Here is a 16,298-nt window from a genome sequence, read left to right as displayed (position 1 = left end):
CCTACCTGTCCGGTATCGGGGACGCCGGCCGCAACAACTTCCAGAGCCACGGTGAGTCCTTCATCGAGTTCGTCACCTCCCGCGCCGGCATCCGGGGCCTCTGGATCTTCGACGAGGCCGAGTCCGCGCTCTCCTTCAGCGGGTGTCTGCTGCTCATGGCCCAGATCTCCCGCCTGACGGAGCAGGGGTCGCAGGTCATTGTCGCCACCCACTCCCCGTTGCTGGCTTCACTGCCGGACGCCGAGATCCTCGAGCTCGACGACACGGGCCTCCCACCACCGGGACTACGACGACCTGGATCTGGTCCGGAACTGGCGGAATTTCCTCGACGAGCCCCGGCGGTTCCTCCGGCATCTGGGGTAGCACCCCGCCTCTGGCATCGACCCCGCCACCGATGCCGCTGGACTGTCTTTCCCCCACCTGGCAGCGCATCTGTCACACCGGCAGGCGTAAACGTCGTTCATCACCGCCTGCGGCATGGTTTTGGCCTGCCGCCCGGACAGATGCGCTGCCGGGGAGGTGATCATCGCCGGTGCAGAGGTGATCGCCCCGCGTCACCCACCCCGGGGTCACTCCGCCTGGCCGGCTACCTCCGCTGGCAGACCGGGCAGAAGTGCGAGGACCGGTTGGTCCACTGTTCCCGCACGATCGGCGTCCCGCAGCGGGGGCACGGCTGCCCCTCACGCCCGTAGACGTTGAGCGACCGGGAGAAGTAGCCGGAGGCGCCGTTGACGTTGACGTAGAGGTCGTCGAAGGACGTGCCGCCGGCGGCCAGGGCACGGGTCATGACCTCCGCCGCGGCGTCCAGCAGTGTGACCACGTCGCCCTGCCGCATCGCGGTCGCCTTCTTCCGCGGGTGGACCTGCGCGGCCCACAGGGATTCGTCGGCGTAGATGTTCCCGATCCCCGAGACCACGGTCTGGTCGAGCAGGACGCGTTTGATCTCGGAGCGCTTCTTCCGGATGACCCGCGCCACCTTCGCCGCGTCGAAGGCCGGATCGAGCGGGTCGAGGGCGATGTGCGCGACCGCCGCCGGTACCCGGTATCCCGACCCGTCGGCGGCGGGCACCCGGTCGCAGAGTTCCCAGCGGCCGAAGGTGCGCTGGTCGACGAAGCTCAGTTCGAGCTCCCGGCCGTCCTCGGTGACAAGTAGTGAGCGGATCCGCAGGTGCGGTGAGGTGACCTCGCCGGGTTCGCCGAGCAGCATCTGGCCCGACATGCCGAGGTGGACGAGCAGGCAGCGCGTCCCACCGGACGCCGCCCGGCGGGGCGTCAGTTCCAGCCACAGGTACTTGCCGCGGCGCCGGACCGCGTCGATGCGGACGTCGTCGAGCCCAGCCTCCAGTTCGGTGGCGCCGCCGGGCTGGCTGCGCACCGCACGCGGGTGCAGCACCTCGGTGCCCACCATGGTCGCGCCGGTGATGTGGGCGGCCAGACCACGGCGGACGACCTCGACCTCGGGGAGTTCAGGCATGACGGATTCCCGCGGGTCCGGGTCAGCTCAGTGCCCGGTAGGCCTCGCGGGCCGCATGGTGCTCGGCCTCCTTCTTGGTGTGGCCGTCCCCGCGGCCCTTCACCGCACCGTCGAAGGACACGGTGGCGTGGAAGGTCTGGTCGTGGGCCGGGCCGTCCGCCTCGGACTCGTAGACCGGGTCGACCGACATCCTCAGGTCGGACAGCCGCTCCAGCAGCACCGTCTTCCAGTCCATCGTCAGGCCGGTGGAGGGGGCGGTGGTGATGCGGCGTTCGAAGATGCGCAGCACCGTGGCCCGGGCGACGTCGAAGCCCTTCTCAAGGTAGATCGCCCCGAGCATCGCCTCCACCGAGTCGGCGATGATCGAGTGCTTGTCGGATCCGCCGGTCATCATCTCGCCGCGGCCGAGGAGCAGGTGGTCGCCCATACCGAGTTCCCGGGCAACGTCGGCGAGGGCGTACATGTTGACCACGCCGGCGCGCATCTTCGAGATGTCGGACTCCGAGCGGTCCGGGAACTGCCGGTAGAGCTGTTCGGCGACGGAGAGTCCGAGCACGGCGTCCCCGAGGAATTCGAGCCGCTCATTGTTGGGCAGGTTGCCGTTCTCGTTGGCGAAGGAACGGTGGGTGAGGGCGAGGCGGAGCATGTCGTCGGACAGCTCCACGCCCCAGGCGGCCAGCAGCGGGGCATGGTCGGTGCGGGTGAAGGCGGCCTCGAGGGCGGCCTCCCCGGTGAGACGGCGCTTACGGGACATCAGTTCTCTCCGTCTTCATCGGTGGCGCCGAACTTCTCGGCCAGCCCTGCCCAGCGGGGGTCGGGGGCGGCGGCCTGCTCCTCGGAGATGCCGTCGGGTTCCGGCGTCCCCTCATCGCACTCGCGGCCGTAGTCGGCGCAGGTGGGGTTGAACGGGAGGGTCAGTCCGGCCTCGTCGACGAAGAGCTGGGTCAGGTCGGCCCGGTCCTCCTCGACGAACAACGGCTCGAAGTCGTCCTCGCCGTCCCCGTCATCGGTGCCGGTCTTCCCGGCGTCCCGGGTGATGAAGTCGGGGCTGAGACCGAAGACATCGCTGACGTGCAGCTCCAGCGGCTCCTCGAGCGGGCTGAGGCAGCGGGAGCACTGGCCGGTGGCCGTGCCGTGCAGGGTGGCGTCCACCAGCAGGGACTCCCCCAGGTTCGTCACGTCGGCGATGATCTCGACCGGGGCACCCTCGGCCACACCGAGCATCTCGCCACCGAGGCGCTGGGGTGCGGGCCCCGAAGTCGTCAGGTGCTGGGGAAGCCCCGTGGTGCGCAGGGCCTCGCGGACGTCAAGCTGGAACGGATTGTTACTCACGGTGGTCATTTGTACCCCTGCCAGCGGTGACGGTGCCAATCAGGACGGCCGGTGGTGGTGCCGGTGCGAACGGTGTGGTCGATGCAGTCGGTGCAGTCGGTGCAGTCGGTGCGGGGTCAGCCCCGCGTGCCCCAGCCGTCCTCGCGGGAGGATTCCCGGACATCGCTGTGTTCGCCACGCCCGCCACGATCGCCACCGTCGCCACGCGGCGCGCGTGGTCCGGAGACCCCGGCGCCCTTGCGCAGTGCAGTGCGGTCGCGGGTGACGGTGCGCAGCGTGCCGGTGAGGGACTCCTCGAACTGAGCGAGGGTCGAGTCCACGTACTGGTCGCATTCGCGGCGCAGCCGGTCGGAGTCCGCGTGGGCGGACTCGACGATACGGCGGGCCTCGTCATTGGCCTGGCGGACGACCTCGGCCTCGCTGACCAGCCGCTGCTGTTCGGCGATGCCTTCGTTGACGGAGCGGTCGTAGGACTCGTTGCCGGCGGAGACCAGCCGCTGGGACTCGGACTCGGCGCGGGAGACCGTGTCCTCGGCGTCCCGGCGGGCGTCGCTGACGAGCCGGTCCGCCTCGGCCTCGGCGCGGGAGACGGTGGCGGTGGCCTGGTTCTCGGCGTCCGCGACCATCTCGTCGGCCTGGCGGCGGGCCTCGTCGAGGATGCGGTCGCGCTCCGATTTCGCGTCGGAGATCATGCCCTCGGCCTCGTCCTCGGCCTCGGCGAGGACCGCGTCCCGGCGGTCGAGGACGTCCTGGGCGTCGTCCATCTCGATCGGGATGGCCGTCCTGACCTCGTCGAGCAGATCCTGGACCTCGCGCCGCGGAACCATGCAGTTCGACGTCATCGGCACGCCGTACGCCTGGTCCACCATGTTCTGGAGATCATCAAGGCCCTGGAATGTCTTGTACATGCCGACCAGCATGCCAGAAACAGTGCGGATGGGGCTGGTGTGACACGCGAGGTCCAGTTGCACGCCCCGGGAGGTTGCGGACGCCGCCGGTGTCGGTTTTCAGAACCGGGAGGTCGGTCACGTCCCGGGACGGCCGGAGTTACGAACCCAGGTGCCGTCCGGGAACAGAAAAATCGACCCGTCGGTTCGTTCCACGGACGTCGGGGTCGGTGCCGGACTCGGGATGCGTCACGGAGCGACTCCGTTCACGTCATCCCGTTAGTCGTCTCCGCGACCTCGCCGGGACGGACGTCTAGTCCGCGCGGTAGCGCTCCGCGACGGCGTCCGCCACGTTCTCCGGCAGCAGCCCGTGGACGTCGCCACCGTACTTCGCGACCTCCTTGCAGATCGACGAGGAGACGTACCCGTACTTCGGGTCGGTGAGCAGGAAGAAGGTGTCGACCCCCGTCAGCCGCTGGTTCATCTGCGCCATCGGCAGTTCGTACTCGTAGTCCAGGGAACTGCGGAGCCCCTTCACCAGTGCAGGAATCTCATGGTCGGAGAGGTAGTCGACCAGCAGACTGTCCCAGGTGTCCACGGTGATCTTCGACACCTCGGGGCCGCCGTGCTCGGCGAGCGCCCCCTGGATCAGGTCGATCCGCTCCTGCGGGGTGAACAGGCCGGACTTGTTGGGGTTGTAGGTGACCAGCACCGTCACCTCGTCGAACATCCGCGCGGCACGGGTGAAGACGTCGATGTGGCCGTTGGTGACGGGGTCGAAGGACCCGGGGCAGCAGACTCGCATGACGGACATTCTATGCCCGCCGGTACCCTGGCCCGCATGCTGGACATCCTCGGCGGCGCGTTCAGCGCCCTGCTCGACATCGATTTCGTCGCCTCTCTGGCGACCCGGTCGGCGACAGTCCACCTCAGCGGCCCCGGCAGCGGGCGCGCTGCCCGCGAGCTCCTCGCCGACCCCTCCCCGGCCTGGCCCGGCCGCGTCGTCCGCGCCCAGGTCGAGACCGTCGACGACGGTCTCCGGGTCTCCTGGTACCGGTGGCGCCGCCGGACGCCGTCCTGGTCGGCCTACACCGGGCAGCTCGACCGGGAGCTGGCCCGCCGGTACCCGGAGCTCACCGTGACGGTGACGAAGGGCCGGCTGCCGGCGGCGATGGTCGACGAACGGGACCGGCCGTGACGCAGGTGCAGAGCCCTGTTCAGGCCCCGGCGCCCCGCCAGATCGCCATGTCCATCCGGGCGATGCCGAAGGTGCGCTTCTTCAGTTTCTGGCCGGTCGGCTCGAAGCCCGCCGGCCAGTCGACTCCGGCGGAGTCCACGTGGCGCTCCACGACGACGACGGCGTCCGGGGCGAGCGTGGGCACCAGCGCGGCGACCATCTCGTCGACCGCCTCGTCGGTCAGTGCGTACGGCGGGTCGGCGAGCACCATCGTGTAGTGGTTGCGCGGCGCATTCGCCAGGAATGCGGAGGCCTTCGCCTCCACCACCCGGGTGTGCGGGTGGCCGACGGTCGCGATGTTCTTCGTGATCGTGGCGCACGCCCGGTGGTCGGCCTCGACGAGGGTGACATCCGCCGCCCCGCGGGACGCCGCCTCCAGACCGAGTGCCCCGGAGCCGGCGAACAGGTCGAGGACGATCTCACCGTCGAAACCGAAGCGGACCTGCAGGGAGGAGAACAGTCCCTCCCTCGCCCGGTCGGAGGTCGGTCGGGTGACCTCGTCGGGCACCTTCAGGGTGCGGCCGCGGGCGGTGCCGGAGATGATGCGGGTCACGGCAGGGCCTCGATCCGCAGCAGGGCGTCCCCGCCGGAGACGTCGGCGAAGTCGTCGACGATCCCGCGGCGCACGGTCCCCGGCCCCGGTGCCTCGACCGGGGCCTCGAGCTTGACCGCCTCGACGACGGCGAGGCGGTCGCCGGTGGCCACGGTCTGGCCGTCGGCGACCTCGAACCTGACGATCCCGGCGAAGGGTGCGTAGATGTCCATGACCACCGAGTCTATCGGGGCCGTGCCCGCGCCACCGACCCGGCCGGGAGACAGGGACGTGAGTCAGGGCCGGGCACTCAGCTGCGTTCGATGTACTCCTGGTCGTCGCCGGCGATGTCGGCGACCAGGGCCCGGGCCAGCGCCGGGTCATAGTCGACGAGGTCCTCGGCGTACCGGCGGGCCTCGGCGATGATCTCCCCGTCGTCCACCAGGTCGAGCAGCGTGGTGCGGCGCAGCCGTGCCCCGGACTGCGCCTCCCCGAGGACATCGCCTTCGGTGCGGGTCCGCAGGTCCAGTTCCGCCAGCCGGAATCCGTCGGTCGTCGCCGCGACCTGGTCGAGCCGGTGGTACGAGCGGGCGGAACCGGGGGTCGCCCCCGGATCCCCGGCGGGCAGCGCGGTGGTGCACAGGAAGCACAGGGAGTCCGCTGTGCCACGGCCGACCCGGCCGCGCAGCTGGTGGAGCTGGCTGACGCCGAAATTCTCGGCGTCGAGCACCGCCATCACCGTCGCCCCCGGCACATCGACCCCGACCTCGATGACGGTCGTGGCGACGAGGACGTCGAGGTCCCCGGCGGCGAGGTCCGCCATGACCTCGTTCTTGTCGTCCATCCGGCCGTGCAGCCGGCCGATGCGCAGGCCGGCCAGCGGCCCGGCCGACAGCCGGTCGGCGACGTCGTCCACCCCGCCCTCGCCGTCGATGCGGGGCACGACGATGAACGCCTGGTGGCCGGCGGCGACCTGTTCCCGGATGACCGCCCACACCCGGTCGATCCAGCTGCGTTTCCACATCGGCACGACGAAGGACTTCACCGACCCGCGGCCGGCCGGTGATCCGGAGAGCGTGCAGATCTCCAGGTCGCCGAACATCGTCATCGCCACGGTGCGCGGGATCGGGGTGGCGGTCATGACGAGCAGGTGGGGCGTCCGGTCGACCGGGGAGGTCTCCCGCAGCCGGTCGCGCTGCCGGACGCCGAACCGGTGCTGCTCGTCGACGACGACCATCCCCAGGTCGAAGAACTCCACCGAGTCCTGGATGACAGAGTGCGTACCGATGACGATGTCGGCGGTGCCCGCGACGATGTCGAGCAGCGCGGCCTTGCGGGCGGCGGCGCGCTGCGAGCCGGTGAGCAGGGTGACCGTCACCCCGGTGCCGTCGAGCAGGCGGGTGAGGGTCTCGGCGTGCTGGGTGGCGAGCACCTCGGTCGGGGCGAGGAAGGCGCACTGGCCGCCGGAGTCCACCACCCGCAGCATCGCCAGCAGCGCGACGACCGTCTTGCCGGAACCCACGTCGCCCTGCAGCAGCATGCTCATCGGCGCGGTCGGTGCGGTCGGGTCGTTGCCCTCCATCGCGTCGCCGATCTTCTCCAGGGCACTGTCCTGGGTGGCGGTGAGGGTGAACGGCAGCCGGGAGATCAGCGCGGCATAGGCGGAACCGGGGCGGACCGGCACGACGGGGCGTGCGAGCCGGACGGTCGTCTCCGCCCGACGCAGCGCCATGACCAGCTGCAGGCCCAGTGCCTCGTTGAATTTCAGGCGGGTCCGGGCGGCGTCCGGCCCCTCCTCCGGCGGCTGGTGGACGTCGTGGAGCGCGGTGGCGAAATCGATGAGCGGCCCGCCCCACATCCGTGGCCAGGCCGGCGCCCCGGGATGGTGCGGCAGCATCTCCGAGGGGCTGCCCATCGCGGCCAGCACCTGGCCGGTCACCGCCATGACCTCCGCGGAGCTGGTGCCGGGACGCCGCCGGTAGGTCGGCAGCCACGGCTTCGACAGCAGCTGCTGGGCCGCCCGCATCCCGCCGGAGACCTCGACGATCGTCGCCAGCGGGCCGAAGGCGCCGAACGCCGCCTCGTACTCGGCCTCGGTCCGGGGCCGCCCCTCCGGCAGCGGGGCGGGGTGCAGGGTGATGTAGCTGGGGTTCTTCAGCTGCCACTGGTCGCGGAACAGGCCCAGCTTCCCGGAGAGCATCATCTTCGCGCCCGGCTGGATGAACGGCCTGTGCTGCCGGACGTTGCCGAACAGTGCGGAGCTCATCTCCACCCCGTCGACGACGAAGTGGAAGGTGAGGATCTCGCGGGGGCCGCGCCGGCCCCGGTTGTCCTGCACCCGGGCGTCGGTGATCTCCGCGAGGCAGGTCAGCTGGTCGCCCTCCTCGGGTTCCGCCCCGTGCCGGTCGGCGAAGGCGCCGGTGGCGCTGGAGTGGACGTAGGAGACCGGGAAGTTCAGCAGCGCCTCCCCCATCGTCGCCAGCCCGGGTTTGCCCGCCAGGGTCCGGGCGCGCTCGGGCGTGACCACCAGGCTCAGCGGCCGTGGATCGTCCCAGCCGAGCATCTACTCCACCCCCACCTGCGCGACCATGCCGAGACCGGGCACGGGGATGGTGTGGACCTCCACGCCGGGCCAGGACGCCGCCAACGACTCCTGCACCGTGGCCCCCTTCTCCTCCGGCAGCGCCGGATCGTAGAGGACGGTGACCAGTTCCCCGCCGTCGGCGAGCAGGTCACCGGCGGTCGCCACGACCGCGTCGGCGGTCGAGTCCGCCGCCGACCCGGGGACGACGGCACTGCGCTGCGCGGAGACGGCGTCCGCCATCTCCTCGGCATTGTCCTCCGCGTCGGCGGACGCACTGTAGACGGCGAGGGCGGCGAGCCCGCCGACGAGACTGCCGGTGTCCACCACGGTGAGGCCGGCGGCGAGCGCGGCCGGCAGTGCCCCGGTCTCCTGCCCGTTGGTCAGCACGATGCTGACCCGGTCGTCGGGCAGGACCTCGGCCGGGTCGCCGACGGTCGCCCCGGCCCGCGCGAAGATCTCCCGGGGGCCGCCGGCCGGCGCCAGCGCGTACACCGGGGAGGTCCGGTGGTTCCGGCCCCGGTCGTGTTCCGTCACACCGGACTCGGGAAGAACCTCCAGCCGCAGGTCACCGACCTCACCGAGGGCGAAGATCTCCTCGATCAGCGGACCGGCGCTGCGGGTGTGGACATGTGCCCGGTGGGCGCCACCGCCGTCACCGACGACGATGACGCTGTCCCCGCTGCGCTCCAGGACGGTGCGCAGCCGGTCGGCGGGGCCGCGGAAGGTGAACATGATCTCCAGGGCGGCGCCGGCCCCGGTCACCGCGCACTGTTCCGGGGCACCGTCGCCGGTGCCCGACCCGGTCCCGTCGCCGGTCTCTGCCCCGGCATCCGTCGTCCCCGCGGCGGTGCCGGCCAGCGCATCGTGCAGCGCGTCGAGGATGACGACGAGCCCCCGGCCGCCGGCATCGACCACACCGGCCTCCCGCAGGGCGTCGAGCTGGTCCGTCGTCGCCGCGAGGGCCTCCTGGGCCGCCGTCCGGGCGGCGTCCGCCACGACGGCGAGCGGGGCGTCCGGTCCGACGGCCGCGGCACCGGCGGCGGCGCGGCGCAGCACCGTGATCACCGTGCCCTCCACCGGATCGGACATGGCGGTGCAGACGAGCCGTTCGGCCCGGGTGAGCATCGTGGGCACGGCGGTCGCGTTGAGCTCACCGGTCGGTGACATCGAGGCGGTCTCGGCCAGCGCCCGGAGGATCTGGCTGAGCACCATGCCGGAATTCCCCCGCGCACCGCGCACCGCCCCGGCGGCCAGGGCCGCGGCGACGGTGGCGGCGTCCTGCGGGGCGGGCAGCTGCATCGCATCGAGCGCAGCGACCGCGGACTCCATCGTGGCGGTCATGTTCGACCCGGTGTCCGCATCCGGGATCGGGAAGACGTTGAGACCGTTGATCTCGCTGCGGTGGTGGTGCAGCAGCTCAGCCGACCGGCGCGCCCACGCGGCGATGAGTTCACCGGTCAGGCCGGCGTCCCGCGGATCGTTGTGCGGTGCCACCTACGCCACCTCCTGGTCGGCCAGGGACCAGTCCACCTCGCCGACACCCTGGTCGGCGAGGATCCGGTTGGCGCGGGTGAACGGGTGGGAGCCGAAGAACCCGCGGTAGGCCGACAGCGGTGACGGGTGCGGGGACAGGACGCACCGCTGCTTCCCCACCGTCGTGGCGACCTCCTGGGCCTGCCGGCCCCACAGGATCGCCGCGACCGGACGCCGGGAGAGATGGTCGACGACAGCCCCGGTGACCTGCTCCCAGCCCATACCGCGGTGACTGCCCGCGGCACCGGCGCAGACGGTGAGCACCCTGTTGAGCAGCATCACCCCGTGCCGGGTCCACGGGGTGAGATCGGCGGATTCCGGACGCGGCAGACCGAGGTCGTCGACGTACTCGGTGTAGATGTTCTGCAGTGACTTCGGCAGCGGCCGGGTCGTCGCCGCCGAGGAAAAGGACAGTCCGACCGCGTGGCCCGGGGTGGGGTACGGGTCCTGGCCGAGGATGAGCACGCGCGTCTCGTCGGCGGGCCGGCTCAGCGCCCGGAAGATGTTCTCCGGGGCGGGCAGGACCTGTTCCCCGTCGGTGATCCGGGCGGCGGCCCATTCGGCGGCCTCGCTCAGTGAGACGCCCCGGACCGTCTCCAGTTCGTGGCGCCACGTCGGGTGCACGGTGGCGAGGATCCGCCCGGCGAGCCGTTGGGTGTCGCTCACAGCGAGTCCCACCCCCCGCTGAATGCGGGGATCTGGCCGTCGACGGTGACCGGCGGCAGGCCGGCGCCGTCAGTACCCTCAGCACCGTCGGGGTCGGCGACGGCGACGACCTCGCCGATCGCCCGGTAGCCGGCGGGCGGCTCGTGGGCGGTCGTGCCGACCAGGGTGTGGTCCTCCCCGCCGGTGAAGACCCACTGCCACGGGTCCACGCCGAGGACCTCGGCGGCGTAGTAGAGCTGCGCGTCGGGGGTCAGCGCCGCACCGTCGAGGTTGATCCGGACGCCGGACCGGCGCGCCAGGGTGGTGAGGTCGTGGATGAGGCCGTCGGAGTTGTCGGTCATCGACGCCATCTCCGCCGCGCGTGCGACCGACCCCCGGCCGACGACGAGCTGCGGGGAACAGTGCCGCTGCACCAGGTCCTGGAGCACCGGATCGTCCGGCACGTTCGCCCGGCCGCCGAAGTACTCCAGCAGTGCCTGGCCGGCGGCGGAGTGCCCCATCACCCCACCGGCGACGACCGTGTGCCCGACCTCGGCACCGTCGACGGTGAGGGCCCGGTCCGGGCCGGAGAGCACCCCGATCGCCGTCACCGAGATCACCAGCTGGCGGGCGCGGACGACATCCCCGCCGACAAGTTCCACGGCCCACGGGGCCGCCGTCGCCCCCATCCCGCGGGCAATCTCACTGACGATGTCGAGCGGCAGGTCACCGGGGGTCGCCAGGGACATGAGCACGGCGGTCGGCCGGGCCCCCATCGCCTGGATGTCGGCGAAATTCTGGGTGACGGCCTTCGCCCCCACCTCGAAGGGGGTCGACCAGTCGAAGCGGAAGTGCTCGTCCTCGACGAGGACATCGGTGGAGGCGACATGCCGGGAATTCGGCGGATCCGGGTCCAGGACAGCGGCATCGTCGCCGTTGACCGAACTGGGGGCCGCGTCACGGATGGCCGCGATGGTCCCCGCCTCCCCGGCCTGTGCCACCGTGCGTGTCCCTGTCATCGGCGTTGCCCGCGTCCTCTCGTCAGTCGTCGCTACGGCGGACCGTAGTATCGGAGCCATGTCGAACGGTTCCGAAGTCTCCGATCAGGGTAGCAGCACCACCGGACAGGACGGCGCCACCGGGCGACGGGGGGTGAACCGCCGGGCGGTGCTCGCCCTGGTGATCGCCCTCGTCTTCGTCGCGGCCGTGCTCGGCGGGGCGAAGATCCTCGTCGACCGCAATGTCTACACCGCCGTCGCGATGGGTCCGGTGGACTCCCCCGCCGCGGATTCGCAGACCTGCGCCGACGTCGTCGGCGCCCTGCCCGACCGGACCTCCGACTACCGGTCGGTCGATGTGGCGGACCCCGCCCCGGCCGGGACGGCGGCCTACCGGGATTCCGGCGGGACGGAACTGACGGTGCGCTGCGGGGTGAACCTCCCGGCGCAGTACTCGGTGCTCAGCGAGACCACCGGGCACGGCGGCGTCGAGTGGCTGCAGGTCACCGACGCCACCCCCGGCTCCGACCTCACGACCTGGTACTCCGTGGGCGTCTCCCCCGTCGTCGCCGTCACCGGATCCCACGGCGCCGATGACGCGGCCGCCCTCACCGGGTTCGGCACCGCCCTCGCCGGACACACCGACGGTGCGGACGCCCCCGCCCCCGCCCCGGTCCCCCTCACCGACCTGCGGCAGGACGCCGCCTCAGGTGCCGCAGCCGACCGGTGCACCGGACTGCTCGACGGCCTGCCCGACGGGTTCGGCGACTACCGGCGGATCGCCGCCGATGACCCGCGCGCTGCCGACCTGCCCGACCGTGCCGCGGCCTGGACCGCCCCCGGCCTGGAGCCGGTGGTGGTGCGCTGCGGCGTCCGGCTGTCTGACTCCTATCAGGCCGGTGCCCGGCTGACCCAGATCAACGACGTCCCCTGGTTCGAGGACACTGCACTGGCGCAGGGGTCCACGGCGGGTGTGTGGTACGCCCTCGGCTACGCCCCCACCGTCGCAGTCTCCCTGCCGACCGACGCGGGGAACCAGGTGCTCACCCAGGTCAGTGAGCAGATCGCCGGGTCCTTCCGGAAGACCGGCGAATAGCGTCCCTCCCCTGCCCCCGACTCTGAGTCCGACCGACACCTCGGTTCGCACACCCGGCGTCCCCGGGGTGTTCCGCTAGGCGCGCGGTGCGAGCGCCCGGGCGATGAGGATGTCGAGCAGTTCGGGGTAGGCCACCCCGGAGGCCTCGAACATCTTCGGGTACATGCTGATGGGGGTGAACCCCGGCATGGTGTTCGGCTCGTTGAGCACCGGACCGTCCTCGGTGACGAAGAAGTCGACCCGGGCCAGCCCCTCGCAGCCCAGCGCCCGGAAAGTCTCCACCGCCCAGCGGCGCACGGCGTCCGCCTGACCGTCGGGCAGCGGGGCGGGGATCTCGTAGCTGATGATGTCGTCGAGGTACTTGGTGTCGAAACCGTAGAACCCCTCCGGACCGTCCTCGGTGCCCTTGAGCAGGGACGGGTGGGAGGCGTGGACGGTCCCGTCGGGGTACTGCAGCACCCCGCACTCGACCTCCACACCGTGGAGCATGGCCTCGACGAGGACCTTGGAATCGTGGTCGAAGGCCAGGTCCAGGGCGGCGGGCAGCGCGTCCCAGTCACTGACCTTGGTGATGCCGATCGACGAGCCGCCGCGGGCGGGCTTGACGAAGACCGGCAGTCCCAGCTGCTCGTGCTCGGCGGCGGTGAGTTCGCGCCGCTCGGTGAGGACGACCTCGTCCCCGACCGGGATACCGGACGCCCGGGCGATGAGCTTGGTGTACTCCTTGTCCATGCAGGCCGCGGAGGCCAGCACCCCGTTGCCGACGTAGGGCACCCCGGCGAGCTCCAGCAGCCCCTGGACGGTCCCGTCCTCACCGTCCCGGCCGTGGAGCACCGGGAAGACGACGTCGACGGCGGCGTAGAGGGAGCCGTCGTCGAAGCGGAACTCCTTCGCCTCCCCGCCGAGAGTGAGGTGCACCGACCGGCCGCCGCCGACGGTGGGCAGTTCCCGGCCGTGTGCGGTGAGCTTGTCGGTGTCGGTCGTGCCCTTGACCCACCGGCCGTTTTCCGTGATGCCGACGGGCACCACCTCGTAACGCTCCGGGTCGAGGTGCCCGATCACCGCGGCGGCGGAGATGCAGGAGACGCTGTGTTCGTCGCTGTGTCCCCCGTAGAGGACGGCGACGCGGGTACGGGGGGCTGGGGAGACAGGCTTGTCAGTCACAGGGGCCAAGTGTAGCGGTGACCCGACCCCCGGTTCACTCCGCCTTGCGGGTGCGCCCCAGCAGCGCCCGGATCGCCTCGCCCACGCTGCCGCCGTGGTGGCAGACCTCGACGACGGCCCGGGTGATCGGCATGTCCACCCCGTGGTCGGCGGCGATCTCGGCGATGGAGATCGAGGAGATCACGCCCTCGGCGACCTGGCCACGGGTCGACTGCCGCGCCTGGTCGAGGGTCTCACCGCGGCCCAGCCGCTCGCCGAAGGTGCGGTTGCGCGACAGCGGCGAGTTGCAGGTCGCCACGAGGTCCCCGAGGCCGGCGAGCCCGGCCATGGTGCGTTCCTGACCGCCGAGTGCGACGACGAGCCGGGTGATTTCGGCGAGGCCGCGGGTGATGACCGTGGCGGTGGAGTTGTAGCCCATCCCCTTGCCCGCCGCCATCCCGCAGGCCAGGGCGATGACGTTCTTGCAGGCGCCGGCGATCTCGCAGCCGATGACGTCGTCGTTGGTGTACGGCCGGAAGTAGGGTGCGGCGACCGCGGTCTGCACGGCCACGGCCCGCTCGGCGTCGCGGCACGCCACGACGGTGGCGGCGGGCTGGCGCTGGGCGACCTCGTAGGCGAGGTTGGGTCCGGAGAGCACCGCCACCCGGTCCTCGTCGACCCCCGCCACGTCGGCGATGACCTGGCTCATGCGGCGCCGGCTGGAATGTTCGATGCCCTTGGTGAGGCTGACGAGCGTGGCGTCCGGCCCGATGAGGTCGCGCCAGCCGCCGAGGTTGTCGCGCATGGACTGGGAGGGGATGCCGAGGAAGACGATGTCGGCGCCGGTGAGGGCGGTGGCGGGGTCACTGGTGGCCCGCAGCGAGTCCGGCAGCGTGATGTCGGGCAGGTAGCGGGCGTTGCCGCCGGCGTTGATCTCCTCGGCGACCTCGGGGCGGCGCGCCCAGAGGGTGACGGGGCAACCGGCGTCCGCGGCGATCTTCGCCACCGTCGTCCCCCACGACCCTGCCCCCATCACGGCGACGCGGCTGTTGCTGCCAGGACTTGCCATACTGCCCGTTCTCCTCTCGTTGGTACGATGTACCCCGGTACTTCAGACTATTGAACCAGACGCGCCCGCCGCCGTGGACCGAACCCGGTGATGGTGTCGGGCGGCACAGGAAGGTTTCCATTGTGATCTCACATTCCGGCACCGGCGACCTCTCCACCTCCATCGCCTCCCGGTCCTTCGAACACGCCCCGGTCGCCCGCATCGGCAGCGCCCCCGGCGACGAGTTCGAGAATCCCACCTTCGCCGCCGGTGCGGTGCTCTGGCGCCGGACCGGCGACGGGCGGGATCCCGCCAGCCCGGAGACCGCTGACCCGGCGGCGATCGAGATCGCGGTCATCCACCGGCCCCGCTACGACGACTGGTCGCTGCCCAAGGGCAAGGTCGACAAGGGTGAGAATCTGCCGCAGACCGCCGCCCGGGAGATCCGGGAGGAGACCGGCTACTCGCCCGCCCTCGGGTGGCTGCTCGGCTACGTCCACTATCCGGTCGGCAAATCCACCAAGGTCGTCTACTACTGGACCGCCGAGGTCACCGACCGTTCCGCCGCCGTCCCGGAGGACACCGACGAGGTGGAGGAACTGCGCTGGCTCTCCCCCGCCGCCGCCCGCGACATCGTCAGTTACGCCGCCGACCGCGAGGTCATCGACGCGGCGCTGGACGCCCTGGGCCGGGGTGCGGTCCGCCGGGTGCTCTATGTCCGCCACGCCAAGGCCGCCGACCGCCGCGGCTGGCAGGGCGACGACCAGCTGCGCCCGCTGACGAGGAAGGGCCGGCGGCAGGCGGAGTCGCTGGTTCCGGCGCTCGCCGCCTACCGGCCCGGGTCGGTCGCCGCGGCGCTGCCCGAGCGGTGCGTGGACACGGTCTCCCCGCTGGCCGACGCGCTCGGCCTCGAGGTCGTCACCGACCCCAATCTGGGGGACGCCGTCCTGGAGTTCTCCCCCCGCACCGCGATCGAGTCGCTGGCGAAGGCGTGTTCGGCGAAGGTCAGTGTCGTCGCCTCCCAGGGCGATGCGATCCCCGCGGTCGTCCAGGGGCTCGCGGCGGACGCCGGCTTCGAGATCGACGACTTCCGGGCGAAGAAGGCGTCGGTGTGGGTGCTGCACGTCGCCGAGAACGAGCAGCTGCTCGGCGCGGACTACCTGGCCTCCCCGCTGCCGGTGAAGTGACCGGACGGGGTCAGCGGATCACCGGCTTGAAGGAGGGGCGCGTCGCCTCGTAGGCGGCGATGGCGTCCTCGTCCTGCAGGGTGATGCCGATGTCGTCGAGACCGTTGAGCAGGCGCCAGCGGGTGTCGTCGTCGACCTCGAAGGGGAAGACGTGCTCGCCGAGGGTCGCGGTGCGGGACTCGAGGTCGACGGTCATCTCCGCACCGGGCTGCTGCTCCAGCAGTTTCCAGATCAGTTCGATCTGCTCCTCCGGCATGATGCCGGCGAGCAGGCCGTTCTTGGCGGTGTTGCCGCGGAAGATGTCACCGAAGCGCGGGGAGAACACGACCCGGAAGCCGTAGTCCAGCAGCGCCCAAACCGCGTGCTCGCGGGAGGATCCGGTGCCGAAGTCGGGGCCGGCGACGAGCACCGAGGAGTGCACGTAGGGCGCCTGGTTGAGGATGAACGCAGGGTCGGTCCGCCAGGACTTGAACAGGCCGGACTCGAAGCCGGTCTTCGTGACGAGCTTGAGGTATTCGGCGGGGACGATCTGGTCGGTGTCCACGTTGGACCGCTTCAGCGGCAGCGCGACCCCGGTGTGGGTGGTGAAGGCCTTCATGGTG

18 protein-coding genes are annotated in these 16,298 nt (G+C 71.5%); 3 read left to right on the top strand and 15 right to left on the bottom strand.

The annotated features are described in order from the left end of the window. Position 1: 1 nt before the first annotated feature. From FSW06_RS14405 to coaD, 6 genes are all read right to left on the bottom strand, one after another. On the bottom strand, positions 2-157 hold the full coding sequence (locus FSW06_RS14405) for a hypothetical protein (RefSeq protein ID WP_170233709.1): 156 nt from the start codon (positions 155-157) through the stop codon (positions 2-4). Positions 158-586: 429 nt separating this feature from the next. Further along, entirely contained in the window at positions 587-1,474 is an 888-nt protein-coding gene (gene mutM, locus FSW06_RS01330) for a bifunctional DNA-formamidopyrimidine glycosylase/DNA-(apurinic or apyrimidinic site) lyase (protein WP_010119058.1), read from the bottom strand. Between the two features lie 22 nt (positions 1,475-1,496). Next, on the bottom strand, positions 1,497-2,228 hold the full coding sequence (gene rnc / locus FSW06_RS01325) for a ribonuclease III (protein WP_010119059.1): 732 nt from the start codon (positions 2,226-2,228) through the stop codon (positions 1,497-1,499). Beyond that, on the bottom strand, positions 2,228-2,815 hold the full coding sequence (locus FSW06_RS01320) for a YceD family protein (RefSeq protein WP_010119060.1): 588 nt from the start codon (positions 2,813-2,815) through the stop codon (positions 2,228-2,230). Before FSW06_RS01320 ends, rnc begins: the two co-directional genes overlap by 1 nt. 107 nt (positions 2,816-2,922) lie before the next feature. Continuing rightward, the gene (locus FSW06_RS01315) at positions 2,923-3,714 is read right to left on the bottom strand and encodes a DivIVA domain-containing protein (RefSeq protein WP_083827003.1); all 792 of its coding nucleotides are present in this window, start codon (positions 3,712-3,714) and stop codon (positions 2,923-2,925) included. A 292-nt stretch (positions 3,715-4,006) separates the two neighbouring features. Further along, a complete protein-coding gene (gene coaD, locus FSW06_RS01310; RefSeq protein WP_029448925.1) occupies positions 4,007-4,498 on the bottom strand; it encodes a pantetheine-phosphate adenylyltransferase in 492 nt (163 codons plus the stop codon). A 36-nt stretch (positions 4,499-4,534) separates the two neighbouring features. On the opposite strand from coaD, the gene FSW06_RS01305 reads away from it, so the two are divergent. Further along, positions 4,535-4,891, top strand: coding sequence for a hypothetical protein (locus FSW06_RS01305; protein ID WP_139024387.1), 357 nt, complete (start codon positions 4,535-4,537; stop codon positions 4,889-4,891). Positions 4,892-4,910: 19 nt separating this feature from the next. On the opposite strand, the gene rsmD is transcribed toward FSW06_RS01305, so the two are convergent. The 6 genes from rsmD to FSW06_RS01275 form a co-directional block, all read right to left on the bottom strand. Beyond that, entirely contained in the window at positions 4,911-5,483 is a 573-nt protein-coding gene (rsmD, locus tag FSW06_RS01300; protein WP_010119065.1) for a 16S rRNA (guanine(966)-N(2))-methyltransferase RsmD, read from the bottom strand. After that, positions 5,480-5,695 carry an acyl-CoA carboxylase biotin carboxyl carrier protein subunit gene (locus FSW06_RS01295; RefSeq protein WP_010119066.1) on the bottom strand — a complete coding sequence of 72 codons (216 nt, stop codon included), beginning with the start codon at positions 5,693-5,695 and terminating at the stop codon, positions 5,480-5,482. The genes rsmD and FSW06_RS01295 overlap by 4 nt, the downstream gene beginning before the upstream one ends. Before the next feature lie 77 nt (positions 5,696-5,772). After that, positions 5,773-8,025 (bottom strand): ATP-dependent DNA helicase RecG, encoded by a 2,253-nt coding sequence (locus FSW06_RS01290; protein ID WP_010119067.1) that lies wholly within the window; start codon positions 8,023-8,025, stop codon positions 5,773-5,775. Next, complete coding sequence (locus FSW06_RS01285; RefSeq protein WP_010119068.1) at positions 8,026-9,540, bottom strand: DAK2 domain-containing protein; 1,515 nt, start codon at positions 9,538-9,540, stop codon at positions 8,026-8,028. It abuts the gene before it with no gap. Further along, positions 9,541-10,245, bottom strand: coding sequence for a uracil-DNA glycosylase (locus FSW06_RS01280; RefSeq protein ID WP_010119069.1), 705 nt, complete (start codon positions 10,243-10,245; stop codon positions 9,541-9,543). Continuing rightward, positions 10,242-11,243 (bottom strand): thiamine-phosphate kinase, encoded by a 1,002-nt coding sequence (locus FSW06_RS01275; RefSeq protein WP_029448948.1) that lies wholly within the window; start codon positions 11,241-11,243, stop codon positions 10,242-10,244. Before FSW06_RS01275 ends, FSW06_RS01280 begins: the two co-directional genes overlap by 4 nt. Before the next feature lie 58 nt (positions 11,244-11,301). Here FSW06_RS01275 and FSW06_RS01270 point away from each other — a divergent pair, with 58 nt between their 5' ends. Next, the gene (locus FSW06_RS01270; RefSeq protein WP_010119072.1) at positions 11,302-12,318 is read left to right on the top strand and encodes a DUF3515 domain-containing protein; all 1,017 of its coding nucleotides are present in this window, start codon (positions 11,302-11,304) and stop codon (positions 12,316-12,318) included. Positions 12,319-12,393: 75 nt separating this feature from the next. Here the strand turns inward: FSW06_RS01270 and FSW06_RS01265 are convergent, their stop codons facing one another. Both FSW06_RS01265 and FSW06_RS01260 read right to left on the bottom strand, forming a co-directional pair. Then, positions 12,394-13,482, bottom strand: a complete 1,089-nt coding sequence (locus FSW06_RS01265) for a D-alanine--D-alanine ligase family protein (RefSeq protein WP_010119073.1) — start codon at positions 13,480-13,482, stop codon at positions 12,394-12,396. A gap of 34 nt (positions 13,483-13,516) precedes the next feature. After that, entirely contained in the window at positions 13,517-14,530 is a 1,014-nt protein-coding gene (locus FSW06_RS01260) for an NAD(P)H-dependent glycerol-3-phosphate dehydrogenase (RefSeq protein WP_040429895.1), read from the bottom strand. 122 nt (positions 14,531-14,652) lie between these two features. Here FSW06_RS01260 and FSW06_RS01255 point away from each other — a divergent pair, with 122 nt between their 5' ends. Further along, positions 14,653-15,696, top strand: a complete 1,044-nt coding sequence (locus tag FSW06_RS01255; protein WP_010119075.1) for an NUDIX hydrolase — start codon at positions 14,653-14,655, stop codon at positions 15,694-15,696. Between the two features lie 10 nt (positions 15,697-15,706). Here FSW06_RS01255 and leuD read toward each other — a convergent pair whose 3' ends face one another. Further along, complete coding sequence (gene leuD, locus FSW06_RS01250; RefSeq protein WP_010119076.1) at positions 15,707-16,294, bottom strand: 3-isopropylmalate dehydratase small subunit; 588 nt, start codon at positions 16,292-16,294, stop codon at positions 15,707-15,709. Between the last annotated feature and the right edge of the window lie 4 nt (positions 16,295-16,298).

Origin of the sequence: Corynebacterium nuruki S6-4, assembly GCF_007970465.1 — a bacterium.
GTDB classification, from domain to species: Bacteria; Actinomycetota; Actinomycetes; order Mycobacteriales; family Mycobacteriaceae; genus Corynebacterium; species Corynebacterium nuruki.
This window is presented reverse-complemented; position numbering and strand designations above follow the sequence as displayed.

What these genes read in the sequence shown, in the direction of transcription:
- FSW06_RS14405 (WP_170233709.1), bottom strand. Translation starts at nt 157, where the DNA reads ATGAGCAGCAGACACCCGCTGAAGGAGAGCGCGGACTCGGCCTCGTCG.
- mutM (WP_010119058.1), bottom strand. Translation starts at nt 1,474, where the DNA reads ATGCCTGAACTCCCCGAGGTCGAGGTCGTCCGCCGTGGTCTGGCCGCC.
- rnc (WP_010119059.1), bottom strand. Translation starts at nt 2,228, where the DNA reads ATGTCCCGTAAGCGCCGTCTCACCGGGGAGGCCGCCCTCGAGGCCGCC.
- FSW06_RS01320 (WP_010119060.1), bottom strand. Translation starts at nt 2,815, where the DNA reads ATGACCACCGTGAGTAACAATCCGTTCCAGCTTGACGTCCGCGAGGCC.
- FSW06_RS01315 (WP_083827003.1), bottom strand. Translation starts at nt 3,714, where the DNA reads ATGTACAAGACATTCCAGGGCCTTGATGATCTCCAGAACATGGTGGAC.
- coaD (WP_029448925.1), bottom strand. Translation starts at nt 4,498, where the DNA reads ATGCGAGTCTGCTGCCCCGGGTCCTTCGACCCCGTCACCAACGGCCAC.
- FSW06_RS01305 (WP_139024387.1), top strand. Translation starts at nt 4,535, where the DNA reads ATGCTGGACATCCTCGGCGGCGCGTTCAGCGCCCTGCTCGACATCGAT.
- FSW06_RS01295 (WP_010119066.1), bottom strand. Translation starts at nt 5,695, where the DNA reads ATGGACATCTACGCACCCTTCGCCGGGATCGTCAGGTTCGAGGTCGCC.
- FSW06_RS01290 (WP_010119067.1), bottom strand. Translation starts at nt 8,025, where the DNA reads ATGCTCGGCTGGGACGATCCACGGCCGCTGAGCCTGGTGGTCACGCCC.
- FSW06_RS01275 (WP_029448948.1), bottom strand. Translation starts at nt 11,243, where the DNA reads ATGACAGGGACACGCACGGTGGCACAGGCCGGGGAGGCGGGGACCATC.
- FSW06_RS01270 (WP_010119072.1), top strand. Translation starts at nt 11,302, where the DNA reads ATGTCGAACGGTTCCGAAGTCTCCGATCAGGGTAGCAGCACCACCGGA.
- FSW06_RS01260 (WP_040429895.1), bottom strand. Translation starts at nt 14,530, where the DNA reads ATGGCAAGTCCTGGCAGCAACAGCCGCGTCGCCGTGATGGGGGCAGGG.
- leuD (WP_010119076.1), bottom strand. Translation starts at nt 16,294, where the DNA reads ATGAAGGCCTTCACCACCCACACCGGGGTCGCGCTGCCGCTGAAGCGG.